Source organism: Salisaeta longa DSM 21114, from assembly GCF_000419585.1.
GTDB lineage: Bacteria > Bacteroidota > Rhodothermia > Rhodothermales > Salinibacteraceae > Salisaeta > Salisaeta longa.
The window spans coordinates 2,463,426-2,477,986 of the sequence record NZ_ATTH01000001.1; the positions used below are offsets into that span (position 1 = coordinate 2,463,426).

The window sequence follows — 14,561 nt, forward strand, 5'->3', positions numbered from 1 at the left end:
GAAGATCATCCCCAATCGTCTTCAGACGCATCATCGCGAGGGCGCTCATCGGCCGGTGGGCCACAGGATGCCGCGCCAAGTTCCCCAAAAACATCAGCGGCTTCCTCTGAGCGCCGAGAGAGCGAAGGCGATGAGCCGGTCGACCAGCTCTCAGCGCTCTTCCGAGAGAAGCCCCTGCCGCCAGAAGGGGGGGAAGCTGTTCCCGTGTGGCTATGGGTCACGATCTTCGGTGTCGTGCTCTTTGGCACGTACTATATGGGCCAGTATATAGGAGATTTTAGTCCCTACCCATGGCTTCAGCAGCCCGAGTTGACGGTTGCAGAGCCCGCAAGTGCGGCTGCGGCCGTTCAAGTAGACGGTGCGCAGATTTACAGCTCACGGTGCGCTAGTTGTCACCAAGCCAATGGAGAAGGCATAGCAGGAGTCTTTCCTCCGATTAGCGGATCGCGCTGGGTTACAGGCGAAAAAGCACGGGTGATTCGGATACTATTGCATGGAATGAAAGGAGAGGTAGAAGTAAAGGGCGAGACGTATAATGGCAACATGCCGGCGTGGAAGCAACTCAGTGATAAAGAGATTGCGGCTGTTATTACACATGAACGGACCAGCTGGGGTAACGATGCCTCACCCATAAGTGCTGAGGAGGTGGCAGCCATTCGCGCCTTTGCCGAAGGCCGCACCCAGCAATGGACGGCAGATGAGCTAAACAGTGCGCCTCCCCTGCAAGACGTACTTTCCTCACAGGGGCAGGCCACTCAGCAGGCTTCCGGTGCCGGACAAGCCGCCACGACATCAAAGTGATGTAACCCCGAGATCCTTCCGCGATGAAGTACTGCGAGCACTGCCAATTACCCATTGCCGAAGACGGTGTGCGTGGCCCGTCTGCAGACGAGGCATCGGTACACGATGCAGCGTGCTACTGCTGCTACGGTTGTCGGATGGCTGATGAGGTGCTTTCTGATCAAACCGGCGCTGCAACCTCAAAATCGACCGACGTGCAGCAGGCGCTGCTCTATCGCCTATTCTTGGGCGCTCTGCTCGCAGCGTTCACGATGGCCATCAGCGTGGCCATCAGTGTAGGGTATGGGTTTCGGGCCCTGCGATCGCTGGATACAGGCTTTGATCCCGCACACTGGGCACTACTCTTTGCGGCGGTTCCTGCACTGGCGCTTTTGGCCCCCCCGCTGGTGCGTGCTGCCTGGCGCGACGTCCGTCAGCGTCGCCTCACGCTCAATGTATTGTTTACACTCGGCACCGGAAGTGCTGTGGCGGCAAGCATTGTCTCGTACGTTCGGGGCACTGGCCCTATCTATCTGGAGACCGCTACGATGCTTTTGGCGCTTCACACCCTTGGGCGCTACCTTACGGCGCGCGCCAAAAACCGTGCGACGCGTGTCTTAGATCGTCTCCTCAGTATTCCAGAAACTACGTACGAGCGGCTCTCGCCCGATGAGGCGGAGGTTGCGCCGGACGAGCTTCGGGTGGATGATCAAATACGCTTGCGCGCCGGCGATACGGTTCCTGTTGATGGGCAAATAGAAAGGGGCAACAGCTACATTGATGAACGATCGCTTACGGGGGAGGCACAGCCCACGGTGTATGGACCGGGCGACGCCGTTTACGCAGGGACGCAGGTGGTTGATGGGATGCTCGCGGTTCGGGTGACCGCCGTCGCTGAGGAGCGGCGGCTTGCCCGTATTGAAAAGACCGTACGCGAGGCGTTGCGCCAGCCTACCCATGTGGAGCAGGCCACCGACCGTGTCATGCGCTGGCTTATCCCGGGTGCTGTGGTGCTCGCGCTGGTAACATTTGGGGGATGGTATTGGGCGGTGGGCTTTCAAAAGGCCCTCTACACGGCACTAAGTGTTGTTCTCATTACGTGCCCGTGTGCCCTGAGCCTTGCGGTGCCTCTTACATTCATTGTCGCCCTCAATCAAGCTGCCGAACGGGGCATTGTTCTGCATTCCGGCGCTTCGCTCCTAACAACGGGGCAAGCGCAGACCGTCCTCTTTGATAAGACAGGCACGCTAAGCACGCCCGATGCGTCGCGTCTTCATTTCACCGTACTGCCTTCCAGGACGGCCCAGACGTCGCTGGTGCCTGCGGCAGAGGACGCACCACCTGCTCTGTTATACAACGGGTACGAACCCTCCGGGCCACGTTCGCTAGCGGAGGACGATTGTTTGCAACTGGCAGCAGCCGTTGAGGCTGGTACGCGGCATCCCCTCGCGAAAGCCATTGAGCAGGCTGCAGCTGCCCGGGGGCTTGCACCGTTGGAAGCAGATGAGGTGCAGACGTTGCCGGGGGCAGGAGTTGTAGGCGTTGTGCATGCTAGGAATTCCTCTGTGCGCGTTGGGGTCGGGAATGCAAAGCTTGCGGGTGCGATAGACGTCGATGTGCCCCCGGAGGTGCGGACGGTAGCTGATACACAGGAATCAGCGGGGCACAGCACGCACTTTCTATTTGTTGAGGATAGTGTCGTAGCTGTTATAAGCTTGGCAGAACAACCGCGTGCGGAGGCCTCCGCGGCTCTCCATCAACTGCGTGCCGATGGCGCTGACGTGCGAGTGCTAACGGGCGACCGGCCTGAAGCTGCTCATCGGTTGGCCCAATCGATGGACGTTCTTGTCGAGTACCAACAATCGCCTGAAGACAAAATAGCGTATGTGCAGCGCATGCGTGCTGATAACGGACCGGTTGTGATGGTAGGCGATGGCATTAATGACGCGGCTGCACTTGCTGCGGCCGACGTGGGCATTGCCCCTAGAGGAGGAGCCGGCCAGGCACTTCAGGCGGCTGATGTGGCGCTGTACAACACAGACCTTGGTAATGTTGCATGGCTCCGGGCGCTTGGGATACGAACGCGACGCACCATCCAACAGAATTTGGCGTGGACATTCGTGTATAATGCTGCGGGTCTTATGCTGGCGGCCTCCGGGCTTTTGCACCCGCTAGCTGCGGTTGTTATTATGACGCTCAGCAGCCTGTTCGTGACGTGGAATGCGCTACGTCTCCGCAACCTGTGAGGGCCTCTTATCTGCTCGCGGAAGGCGTACGGTAAACGTGCTGCCATGGCCTGCTCCACGGCTTTGCGCCTGCACGTCGCCGTTGTACCGCTCGGCTATCGCCTGCACGATAGAAAGTCCCAGCCCGCTTCCCTGCGCTTCTTCGGCGGCTTGGGCGGAGCGGTAAAACCGGTCGAACAGCCGGTGGGCCCCGGAGGGATCAAACCCAATGCCGTCGTCTGTAACACGAAGCGCCATCTCCGCATCGGTCCTGTGCACTTCGACTTGCACGCAGCCGCCGCGGGGAGTGTATTTGAGTGCGTTGTCAATCAGGTTGTCGATGAGCGTATCTGCATAACGCGTGGGAAGTGCGACGGGCCCGCTCTCAAGAGAGGCAATCTGCAGATCAATGGCGCGCCGCCGGGCGCGGGCTTCAAAGTGCTGGGCGCGTTTCCGAACCCGCTGGGCAAGATCCAAGGAGGCCACCTGGTGGTCTTGCATCGCAAGGGATTCGACCTCCGAGAGCGTCATCAGCTCGTCCAGCATGCCGCTTAGGGCCTCCGTATGGCGTCCAATGGCCTCGAGCGCCGCACGATAATCCGCTTCCGATCGGGATTTGCGCAAGGTAACGTCCAGTTCACTCTGGATCGCCGTAAGCGGCGTAAACATCTTGTGCGCAGCATCTGAGCGAAAGTGCCGCTCGCGTTTGAATGCCTGCCGAATGCGTTGCAACATGGCGTTGAACGTCTCGGCGAGGTCGGTCAGCTCGTCGCGCACACCAAAGTCGGTAGGCAACTGGCCCGTCGGTTCCTCTTGAATGTCACGCGCGGCCTTCGTGAGTGCCGCCACCGGGCGCAGCGCGCGATGGGCCATTCCGTAGCCCGTTCCAATCGCAACCACCACGCTCATGGCAATGCCCAGGGCGAGCAGCCATCCCAGCCGGTGCATCTCACGATGGATCGACGATTCGAGGCGGGTGACCTCCAGCCACAGGGCGGCCGGCCCGGCTGATTTCTGCTCCGCGATGGGATGGTACAACGATCGCACCCGTTCTCCCTCCCAGGTGTGGACGCGGAGGGCCTGTGTGCGGTCTTCCGGAAGATGCGGCGGAAAAGACGAGCGACGGTCAAAGTTCTTGCTGGCGCGTAGCACCTGCCCGTTGGCGCGAAGCACACGCACAAACGTGCCATATGAACCGTACAGGTGCTGAATCGGCGATGGAGGCGCGGCCATTGCACGTTGATGGTCGTCGAGGCGCTGCATGATCGTGTGGGCTTCGGCACGGAGGTGCCGCTCAAAGTCGCGGTGCAGGCCGACGTGAACGCTTGTGTAGAGGTAGACGACGAAGAGCGAAAGCAAGATCAGAAGGCTCAAGCCGTACCACAGCGCCAGCCGCGTAGAGATGGACAGGCGCGGGTGCGACAGGCGCGAAAGGAGTGAACGCAGGCCCATATTACGGTTGAGCGGATGGTTGTGTGGGGGATGGTCGCTCCACGGCATTGCGCTGCACGCCTGCTGGCACCAGCATTCGCCCCAGCGGCCACCCAGCGTAGCAGGCTCACGGTACGCTTAGGACGTGTCGGAAGGGGCTGCCAGTACGGTGAGCCGGTACCCTACGCCGCGCTCGGTTTCCAGCGCTACAGGGGCAAGGTGGGGGGCATTCAGGTCGACGGTCTTCAGAGCGCGGCGCAGGTTTGATACGGTGACGTCAATGGCGTTAGCGGTTACATCATACGGCGATCCCCACACCCGTTCTGCGATGCGGGTTCGCGTAACGACCTCGCCTTGCCGGCGAAGCAAGAGCTCCAGCAACCGGAAAGCTTTGGGGCGGAGGTCGAGCTCGGAGGGGCCGTAGCGGACCTTGCGCCGGCTTGTGTCCATCGAGAGGGCACCGGCCTGCAGGTGGATAGGCTGGACGCCAACTGCAGGATCTTCTTCGCTTGCCCGGCGGTGCAGCGCGCGCAGCCGGGCAAGGAGTTCTTCAAACGAAAAGGGCTTCGTCAGGTAATCATCGGCGCCCGCATCGAGGCCCGCGACGCGGTGATCCACGTCGCGAAGGGCCGTGAGCATGAGCACCGGAACCCGGCCCCCCGCATCGCGGAGCCGCTCAATCAGGGTGCGGCCGTCCATGCCCGGAAGGCGCCAGTCAACGATCAGCGTTTCGTACGAGGTCACGAGGGCCTCCCCCAGCGCGTCCTCGGCCCGTTTCATCCAATCGACCTGGTATCCTTCCTCTTCCAGCCCTCGTTTGATGGGGCCCGCAACGCGCTCGTCGTCTTCCACAAAGAGGAGACGCTGTGTGGCGGGCGGGCGCTGGGGCATAAGGGCACTACCTTTTGGAATGCTAAGGTTGTCGACGGGCTCACAACAGCCGGCCTTCGTTACCTAGTGATTGGTTGTACAAACAGCCTTTGCATTTGATCGCCGAACGTGGCCGCCGACCGATGGATCCGTGGTTTCTCCTCATGCTTGCCGTCTGGCTTATGGGCCTTGTGGGAGCCTGGGGGCTCATTGGTCGCTCGTTACGCGCGCCAGCACCATCTTCTAAGCATTCGCCCGGCACGTCTGATGAATGAACGCTCCGCTGCATGGCATCTCTGGTTGCTTTGCATAGCTGCAGCAAGTTGCGTGATGTGGGTTGCACCGGCCATTGGGCAGCCCATCGACGCCCAGCCGGCGAACGAGCCACGGATGGACCCGTCCACGCGCCGCGTCTCGCTGGGTGAGGCGCTCCGCTTGTTTCGATCCAACAATCTATCGCTTCGGCGCGCGCAAGCGCAGGTTACGGCTCAGCGCGGGGAGGCCCGGCAAACGGCGGCGTACCCGAACCCTCAGCTACAAGCCAGCTACGAGCCGATCTGGCGTAACGGCACCCGCCGGTCGGAAGCCTACGTGACCCTCAGTCAGCGGATTGCACGGAGCGGCCGACGCTACCGGATAGACGCAGCCCGCGCCCGTGTAGGCGCTGTGCAGGCCCGCACGCAGGCCGATCGGCTGCGGCTTACCTTCGAGGTCGCCGCGGCTTACGTTCGGGCTGCCACTGCCGAGGCACGGGTGCGGCAGTTCAGCCGCGTAGCCCGCGTGTTTCGATCCGCAGATTCGAGCTTCGCGGCCCGCGAGGCTGCAGGCGAGGCGTCGGGATATGCCGTGCGGCGCATCCGGCTGGAGCGAGCACGGTACGAGCAGCGCCTGGCCACCGCGCGGCGCAACGTCCTGACCGCCCGGCGGCACCTCGCCCTCCTGATCGTGCCCGAGGGGGCCCCGTCGGTGGCCGTCAAACGCCTGCCGCAGGCCCTTCCGCCTCCTGTCACCGAAGACGAAGCCCTCCGCGTAGCGCTTCGCCAGCGCCCCGAACTTCGGCGCTGGCAGTCCCGGGTCGATGCGCAGCGGGCGGCGCTTCAGGCGGCGCGCCATGCCGTAGGGCCCAGCCCCACCGTTACTGCTGGATACAAAGATCAATCGGATGGATTTGTAGGGGTGTTCTTGGGGGTGTCGCTTCCCCTGCCCCTATTTAACCGCCACCACGGGCAGGCGGCTGCCGCGTCGGCTCGTCTCTCGGCCACGCAAACCACACAGATGCTTGTGCGCCGCGAGATAAAAAATGATGTTCGGCAGGCGCACAGCGCGTACGCTTCGCTGCGTCGGCAAATACAGCCGATGAACCAGCACCTGCTATCCGGGGCTGGCGACCTTCTGGAGATTGCTCAGACAAGCTACGCCGAGGGCGAGATGTCCCTCCTTGAGCTCCTCGATGCCACCGAGGCGTACCACGATGCACAGATTCGAACGGTGAACATGCGGGCGGATTTGTGGACGCGGTATTTCGATGTTTTGCGCGCCATGGGGCACCCCCTTCGGATGCCATAGCCCTGCCGCGCATGTACCTAATACGTTTACACTCTACCATTGCACCGACCCCATACCATGACCCATACCATGAAACGCATTGTACGCCACACATTGTCGCTTGCCCTCGTCCTTGCTCTTACAGGCGCACTTGCTGCGTGCGGCAGCGGCGAGGGCCAGGGGAACGCGGCCCCCGGGACCCATACGCACGATGACGGCTCCAGCCATGCCCATGACGGCGACGCTCACATGCATGATGCCGACACTTCGGCAACGCGCCTCGACACGTCGGGCATGGAGACCAGCACGCCTACCACGGACGGTAGCACCCCTGCGCAGGAGGGCGCCACGCACAGCCACGGCGGCGGATCGCATGCGCACGAGTAATCCCTCCCCCTTTTTCAATAACTGGCGCTCCTCCCTCGCTCCATCCCTGCGCTCTCATGGCTCTGCGGTTTTCACTACTTCTCACCACGTTCGCTCTGTTGCTCGCTGGATGTGGGGGCGGCCGTGCTGGAGGACCGGCTGCCGATGGCACGCCTAGCTCCAACGAGAGCGGCCATGCACACAACGGCGGCACGTCGTCGATCGCCGTGACGGCCTGGTCGGCCGAGACAGAACTCTTCTTTGAGCACCCACCGCTGGTTGCAGGGCAGCGCAGCGGCCCGTGGGCCATTCATGTAACCCAACGCCGCGGGTACCAGCTCATCGGTGAGGGTACGCTCACCCTGCGCTTCCGTCGCTCAGACGGCGCGGCCTACGTACACACGGCCAATGCCCCGTCGCGGCCCGGCATCTTCACGCCACAGCCCACCATTCCTGAGGCGGGTACGTTTCGCCTCTTCATGATTGTAGGCAGCCCGCAGCTGCGCGATACCGTCGAGGTGGGGGACATCCGCGTGTATGCGTCTGCTGATGAAGCGGAGATCCCGCCGGCTCCTGAAGGAGACATCACGTTCTTAAAAGAACAGCAGTGGGCGATTGATTTCGGTGTTGCAACGACCAGTGTCCGGTCGGTGCGGCCCTCGGTAGAGGCCCCCGGCGAGATTGTGCCGGTCGCCGGGCAATATGCGCGCGTCTCGGCACCTGTCAGTGGACTCACGCCGGCTGAGGCCAATCTCGGGATGCCTGCCCCGGGCGATCGCGTACGGAAAGGCGAGACGCTTGCCGTTTTGGCACCATCCGGCGGCACCGGCTCCTATGTCGAGACAAAAGCCCGCGTGGAGCGCCTGAAGCGTGAGGTGGCACGGGCCAAGCGGCTCTATGCCATCGAAGCTATTCCCGAAAAGCAGCTCATCGAGGCCCGCCACGACCTGGAGGTGGCGCAGGCCGCCCTTCAATCGATAGGGGGCGGTGAGGGAGCGGGCTTCAACTACCGGCTGCGCGCACCCATCACGGGGCAGGTGCAAGAGCGCCATCTCGCGCCCGGCAGCCGGGTCGAGGTGGGCACTGTGCTTTACACCATCGTGGACCCACGCCGGGTGTGGGTGCGCCTGCACGTTCCTGCCGAGCAGGCGGCGCGGGCCAATGCGGCGGTGGGCGGCGTCTTTACCGTAGCGGGCAGCGAGACGCCCTACACGGCAGACCGCGTGGTGTCGACGGGGGCCGCACTCGATGCGGATACGCGCACGCTTCCGGTTCTGCTTGCAGCGGCAAACCCCGAAGGCCGCCTCAAGATCGGCATGATGGTCGACGGGCGCCTGCTTACCGGTACGTCCGTCGAGGGCGTGACCATCCCCAATGCGGCGATTCAGATTGAGGATGGCCAGCCGGTCGCCTACGTGCAAACCGGCGGCGAGTCTTTCGCGCGTCGTCCGTTGCAGCTCGGCCCGACCGACGGCTATGCAACGATTGTCGAGCGCGGCCTTGAAGCCGGCGAACACGTTGTCACCAATGGTGCCTATCAAGTTTATCTGGCCTCGCTGAACGCGAGCGAGATGGCCGGTCATGGTCACCCGCACTGACCTCGAAAAGGGGGGAGCCCCCAGCAGGGGCTACAATAGGCAGGGGGCCATCGATTCACAATGCACACCGCTCGTTTCCCTGCTTCGCGTGCCCCCGATCACTCGCCCCTACGCACCCGTTTTTTTTCTCCCGCAGCTTTTCTGACCGATGCTTGACCGAACGATTCAATGGGCCCTTTCGAACCGGCTCGTGACGCTCTTTGCGGCGGTGCTGCTCGTGGCCGGGGGCGGCTATGCAGCGCTCACGATGCCCGTGGACGTGTTTCCAGACCTTACGGCCCCAACGGTCACGGTGCTTACCGAAGCCCACGGTATGGCGCCTGAGGAGGTCGAGAAGCTTGTCACGTTCCCGGTAGAAACGGCCGTAAATGGGTCATCGGGGGTGCGGCGGGTGCGGTCGAGTTCAGCGCAGGGGTATTCCATCGTCTGGGTCGAATTCGACTGGGGCACGGACATCTACCAGGCGCGGCAGATTGTGAGCGAGAAGCTCCAACTGGTGAGCGCGCAGCTCCCCGACGATGTGGACCCGCCGGTGATGGCGCCCATCACCTCAATCATGGGCGAGATCTTGCTCGTCGGGCTCACGAGCGATGCGCACTCGATGATGCAGGTGCGCGCCGCGGCCGACGGCATCCTGCGGCGGCGCCTGCTCGCCATCGACGGGGTGGCTCAGGTTATCCCGCTGGGCGGCGAAGTGAAGGAGTATCAGGTGCTCGCAAAGCCCGAAGCGATGCAGTCGCTGAACGTGTCCCTGTCGGAGGTGATGGATGCGGCAGCCGGTTCAAACGAGAACGCAGCGGGCGGCGTCTACCAGCAGGACGGCCGCGAGGTGCTCATCCGCGGCATGGGCCGGGTACGTGAGGTGCAGGACATCGCCCAGACCGTCGTTACGACGCGGGACGGCGCCCCCATTCTGCTTCGCGACGTAGCCGACGTTCAGATTGGCCCGAAGACGCCTCGGTTGGGCGCGGCGTCGGTGAACGGCGAGCCGGCCGTCGTCATCTCGATCCAGAAGCAGCCCGGTGCCAACACGCTGGAACTGACCGAACGGATTACGGCTGAGCTGGACCAGATCCAGCAGCAGCTTCCGGCTGGCATGACGATCAACCGCTCCATCTTTCAGCAGGCGGACTTCATCTCGCTGGCGATCGACAACGTCATTGAGGCGCTGCGGGACGGGGCGCTTCTTGTCGTTCTCGTGCTGTTTCTCTTTCTGTGGAACGTGCGCACGACGGCGATCTCTGTCCTGGCGATTCCGCTTTCGCTTTCCGTGGCGATGCTGGTGATGTACGGTCTTGGCATCACGATCAACACGATGACCCTTGGCGGTCTGGCTATTGCCATCGGCGCGCTCGTCGACGACGCGATCATCGATGTTGAGAATGTCTTCCGCAGGCTCAAGGAAAACGCCCAACGCCCGGAGAGCGAGCAACAGCACCCCCTCCGCGTGGTTTACGAGGCGTCGAAGGAGGTGCGGGGCCCCATCCTGAACGCGACCCTCATCATCAGCGTCGTCTTCGTTCCCCTCTTCTTTCTCTCCGGCGTTGAGGGGCGGCTCTTGCAGCCCCTGGGCCTTGCGTACATCGTCGCGATTCTGGCTTCGCTCGTCGTCGCCGTGACGGTGACGCCCGTGCTGTGCTACTACCTGCTCCCGAACGCCGCTACGGTGCAAGAAGGCGAAGACACGTGGATCGTGGGCCGCCTGCACAGCGCCTATCGAAAAACCCTGCGCGTCGTACTGGATCGATCGCGGATCGTGATGGGGGCAGCAGCTATCTTACTTGTCGCGACGCTGGCTGTCTTCCCGTTTCTTGGGCGCGGCTTCCTGCCGGACTTTCAGGAGGGCACGCTCGTCATCAGCGCCGTCACCGCGCCGGGGACGGGGCTTAAGACCTCCAGCGAGATCGGCGATCAGATAGAAGAACGTCTGTTGGAGCACCCCGCCGTGCTATCGACCTCCCGGCGCACCGGACGCGCCGAACTAAGCGAGCACGCCCAGGGCTCGAACGCCTCGGAGATCGACGTCCGGCTCGACCTTTCCGAGATGGAGATGAGCGCGGTTATGGCCGACGTGCGCGCGTCGCTGGGGTCCATTCCGGGGACGAACATCACGATTGGTCAACCCATCGGCCACCGGATCGACCATATGCTTTCCGGCACCCGAACGGCCATCGCGCTCAAGATCTTCGGTCCCGACCTTTATGAGCTACGGGACCTGGCCGAATCGGTGCGCGGTGCCGTAGAAGGCACGCCCGGCCTCGTGGACCTCTCGGTCGAGCAGCAGGCCGATGTGCCGCAGCTTCGCATCTATGCCCGGCGCCAACAGATGGCCACGTACGGCGTCACGCCCGGACGGCTCGGCCACGCTATTGAGGCGCTCATGGGCGGGGCGGTTGTCTCCGAGGTGCGCGAGGGCCAGCAAGTGTTCGACCTCGTCGTTCGGCTCGACTCTACCGCGCGCGCCGGGGCCCCGTCGATCCGTCGGGCGCTCATCGACGCGCCCACGGGCGCCAAGGTGCCCATGTCGCGACTGGCGCTCATCCAGTACGAACGCGGCCCCAACACGATTAGCCGCGAGGATGTGCAGCGCAAGATCGTCGTCTCGGCCAACGTCAGCGGGCGCGACGTGGGACGTGTGATCGGCAACATCCGCCAGCGCATCGACGAGGGCGTCACGATGCCCGAGGGCTACTACATCGAATACGGCGGGCAATTCGAGAGCGCCCGGCGTGCTACGCGTACCATTTTGATCCTATCGATCGTGGCCATCCTCGTCATCTTCCTTCTGCTCTATCAGGAGTTTGGAAGCAGCCGGGCGGCGCTCCTCGTCATGGTGAACCTGCCGCTGGCGCTCACCGGTGGCGTGGCGGCGCTGCTGCTCTTCCTGGGCGGGACACTCGACATTGCCGCGCTCGTCGGCTTTGTGACGCTCTTCGGCATTGCCGTGCGCAACGGCATCCTGCTCGTGAGCCATTACATCACGCTGCTGGGCGAAGGCCAATCGCTGCGGAAGGCCGTGGTGCAGGGGTCGATGGAGCGGCTCAACCCGATCCTCATGACGGCGCTCACGGCCGGGCTCGCGCTCATCCCGCTGGCCCTTGGGGGCGGCGAGCCGGGCAAGGAGATTCAGACGCCGCTGGCTATTGTCGTCATCGGCGGGCTCATCACGTCGACCCTGCTCAACATGATTGTCGTTCCGGTGCTCTTCGAGCAGTTTGGGCGTCCCGAGACACTCACTGCGAAAGCTGCAGACGTGTTCTCTGCGACATGAGCCGGTTGGCTGCTTAGGACCGAGTTACTCCGACAAGAGCGAGCGGGCCGAGTTGGCTACGACGCCCAGACTGCTCGCGGCCATCGCGAGGGCAACCGGGTAATGCAGGACTGCCAGTTGTCTTGCGGCAACATCAGCGCGCACACGTGCGAGCTGCGGCGACTGTGCGCCCGGTGCACATCGTAAATTCCATGACGGCATACCGCCTCAGAGCATGTATATCCCGACCAGCTCAAAATTATGATCAAAGATTAGAAGCCCTTGTTTTCCACCAAAAGACTCGTCGGGACGTTCGATGGGCGGGCGAAGCAAGGCTAAGTTGAAGTAGTACGGGCCTGCTTTGTAGAAGAAGTGTTCGATCCACGCGTTATTGCTGGTTCCCCCTGCCAATTTCTGACAAACTACAGGATCACGTTCGTCACTCAGGAGACGAATTTTGCTCGGCGTTACCGAAATGCCAGCCGCCTGCCGCTCCTCAGTCCACGTCGAATCGCTCAGGTAAGCCTCGACAATCGCTCGGGCGCTTTCACTGCTAGGTGGGCCGCCGTTGAGTGGTTGGGCAAGCGATAGAAAGGGCATTAAGAAAGAGGGAGGGAGAGAGCAATAAGTCCAATAATTCGAATGACCATTCGGCTTGATGGGAAGCATTCAAACATAGAACTAAAGCAATTCAAAGTTGCTGTCCAAGATTAGACGAGAGACTTATCGCTTCTTTTTATTATGCAAGAGGTGGCCATGAGGGTGATCACCAATGAGTGAGGCGGCTCTAGGGTAAAAATGAAACTGAATATTAGGCATACACTTTTGCTCCCGATTGGAGGCTATCCGCCGTAAGATTCAATTTTTTCCAGATTACTATTCAAGACGACTACGATAGATATTCCACTGACGATTATCTGTGGGTCATCTGGCTGTTTGAGGAGAAGCGTAACAAAGTACCGGTCACCGGCCTTGGGCTACTTCACGTAGAACCGCAGGGCGTTTAGGTTCTCCCCCAGAACGATAAAGCCTGCCCCGCCGATATTGATGGTTCCGTCCGGCTGAGTTTCCCACTCGTAGACCACAAAGTAGTACGATCCCGCCTTGTAAAACGACCGATTCTGCTCATTAGGATCCTGAAATTTATCTGACAAAGACTGGCATACTTCGGGATCCTGGGCGTCACTCAGCACGCACGCACGGACCGCACTCACGGTGATCCCTAAGTCCTGGCGCTCGCCGGCCCAGGCCGAATCGCCTAAAAAGGACTGAACGCGGTTAAGGGAGGACGCACTTGCGGAGGGACGGTAATCTCCACGCTGGCCTGCTGCTGCCGTTGGATAAAGCAGGAAGGTCAGGCCCATCAAAAGTAGCGAGAACATGTTTTGGCGGCCTTCAAATACACTCGTAGCATTGATTGTGCTCTATTCGGGTGCCCGTTGCAAGAGGCTATCCGGAATAGCCTTTAATAAAATTAAGGTTACTATCCAAAACATATATGAACGAGAGACCTGATGCAACAATGTTTGGGTCGTCTGGCTGCTTGAGGATCTGGGTAGCAAAGTAAAAACTGCCTACTTTATAGTAGCTCACTGCATACTCATCCGTAACATCGCCAAATTCGCCGTCGAGCTGGTGGCACGTACTCTCATCCTGGACCAGTTGAGTCTGCGCGGGCCTCAGTCCGGTCGTTCCTGTCTCCTGCCGTGCATCCGACAAGGTTGGGTTGGTCAGGAAGTTTTCGACCATAGCGAAGGCACGTTGCGACCCGGCGGGGCAGGCGTCTTCAGATGACGGCTTGGAGGCGCCGGGGTTGGTATGAGCCTGCGTCGATCCACTGGTTGCGCAGGCGATCAAGCCGAGCGTTAAAGCCAAAAACAGCAAGGATGTACGTTTCATAATAGTTCAGCGTTATATGGAGCGTAAAAGACCTATCGCAGGCTGAAGATCAATATCCGCAGCGGTTGTAGGTGGCATAGCCGTTCGTGCTATTCCCCTCGGCGGTGTAGAGGATGATCTTATCAGCATCGATAATGAGGCCCTTGTTGAGGTTCATCTGGACCAGTGCGGGTCGGTCATCAACACCTACTTCGTTTTCGTATCCAACGGGGATTGGCGTTTCACAGTAATCCTGCTGCTCGCCATTGGTGTATGGATGGGTGTGGACGTAGATTGTCCCGCGTGGAAGGTCGGAGGACGCTGTGAACTCAAGCTTGCAGGGCGTCGTATCGATGATCTGACTCGGCTGCAGGCGCTGGAAGGTAAAGCCGTCGTTGTAGCCGTTGGGCACGAGAAAGCCGCCTTGTTCGGCGCGGTTTCTTTCCGGTTGATTGAAGTTGGAGTCTTCCCAAAGCTGGTTGAGCGCACCTTGTGCCTCCAATGCTTCAAGAATAGCCTTGTGCTTTTCGTTAAGGATATCCGCATTGAAGCAGCTGCCTGCTTCGTCGCAGTAATCGGGCGGGTTGGCGGATTCACACGGCGGGATGGCGGTGTCCG

12 protein-coding genes are annotated in these 14,561 nt (G+C 61.4%); 6 read left to right on the forward strand and 6 right to left on the reverse strand.

What is annotated here, in order from left to right:
• Positions 1-255 precede the first annotated feature (255 nt).
• A complete protein-coding gene (locus SALLO_RS18245; RefSeq protein ID WP_228702827.1) occupies positions 256-801 on the forward strand; it encodes a c-type cytochrome in 546 nt (181 codons plus the stop codon).
• Between the two features lie 149 nt (positions 802-950).
• Complete coding sequence (locus SALLO_RS0110280; RefSeq protein WP_228702802.1) at positions 951-3,026, forward strand: heavy metal translocating P-type ATPase; 2,076 nt, start codon at positions 951-953, stop codon at positions 3,024-3,026.
• Here SALLO_RS0110280 and SALLO_RS0110285 read toward each other — a convergent pair.
• Positions 3,006-4,457 (reverse strand): sensor histidine kinase, encoded by a 1,452-nt coding sequence (locus tag SALLO_RS0110285; RefSeq protein ID WP_022836222.1) that lies wholly within the window; start codon positions 4,455-4,457, stop codon positions 3,006-3,008. The two genes, SALLO_RS0110280 and SALLO_RS0110285, sit on opposite strands and share 21 nt — an antisense overlap.
• A gap of 117 nt (positions 4,458-4,574) precedes the next feature.
• Positions 4,575-5,327: a response regulator transcription factor gene (locus tag SALLO_RS0110290; RefSeq protein WP_022836223.1), complete on the reverse strand. Its 753-nt coding sequence runs from the start codon at positions 5,325-5,327 to the stop codon at positions 4,575-4,577.
• A gap of 309 nt (positions 5,328-5,636) precedes the next feature.
• On the opposite strand from SALLO_RS0110290, the gene SALLO_RS0110295 reads away from it, so the two are divergent.
• The 4 genes from SALLO_RS0110295 (at position 5,637) to SALLO_RS0110310 (ending at position 12,086) form a co-directional block, all read left to right on the forward strand.
• Positions 5,637-6,872: a TolC family protein gene (locus SALLO_RS0110295; RefSeq protein WP_022836224.1), complete on the forward strand. Its 1,236-nt coding sequence runs from the start codon at positions 5,637-5,639 to the stop codon at positions 6,870-6,872.
• Between the two features lie 69 nt (positions 6,873-6,941).
• A complete protein-coding gene (locus SALLO_RS0110300; protein ID WP_157621397.1) occupies positions 6,942-7,238 on the forward strand; it encodes a hypothetical protein in 297 nt (98 codons plus the stop codon).
• A 56-nt stretch (positions 7,239-7,294) separates the two neighbouring features.
• A complete protein-coding gene (locus SALLO_RS0110305) occupies positions 7,295-8,815 on the forward strand; it encodes an efflux RND transporter periplasmic adaptor subunit (protein ID WP_084696258.1) in 1,521 nt (506 codons plus the stop codon).
• Positions 8,816-8,963: 148 nt separating this feature from the next.
• Positions 8,964-12,086 carry an efflux RND transporter permease subunit gene (locus SALLO_RS0110310; RefSeq protein WP_022836227.1) on the forward strand — a complete coding sequence of 1,041 codons (3,123 nt, stop codon included), beginning with the start codon at positions 8,964-8,966 and terminating at the stop codon, positions 12,084-12,086.
• 207 nt (positions 12,087-12,293) lie between these two features.
• Here SALLO_RS0110310 and SALLO_RS0110315 read toward each other — a convergent pair whose 3' ends face one another.
• The 4 genes from SALLO_RS0110315 to SALLO_RS0110330 all read right to left on the reverse strand — a co-directional run bounded on the left by SALLO_RS0110315 (position 12,294) and on the right by SALLO_RS0110330 (position 14,445).
• Entirely contained in the window at positions 12,294-12,734 is a 441-nt protein-coding gene (locus tag SALLO_RS0110315; RefSeq protein WP_157621399.1) for a hypothetical protein, read from the reverse strand.
• A 308-nt stretch (positions 12,735-13,042) separates the two neighbouring features.
• Entirely contained in the window at positions 13,043-13,447 is a 405-nt protein-coding gene (locus SALLO_RS0110320) for a hypothetical protein (RefSeq protein WP_022836228.1), read from the reverse strand.
• Between the two features lie 67 nt (positions 13,448-13,514).
• Complete coding sequence (locus SALLO_RS16560) at positions 13,515-13,964, reverse strand: hypothetical protein (protein ID WP_040605760.1); 450 nt, start codon at positions 13,962-13,964, stop codon at positions 13,515-13,517.
• A 49-nt stretch (positions 13,965-14,013) separates the two neighbouring features.
• The gene (locus SALLO_RS0110330; protein WP_022836230.1) at positions 14,014-14,445 is read right to left on the reverse strand and encodes a hypothetical protein; all 432 of its coding nucleotides are present in this window, start codon (positions 14,443-14,445) and stop codon (positions 14,014-14,016) included.
• Between the last annotated feature and the right edge of the window lie 116 nt (positions 14,446-14,561).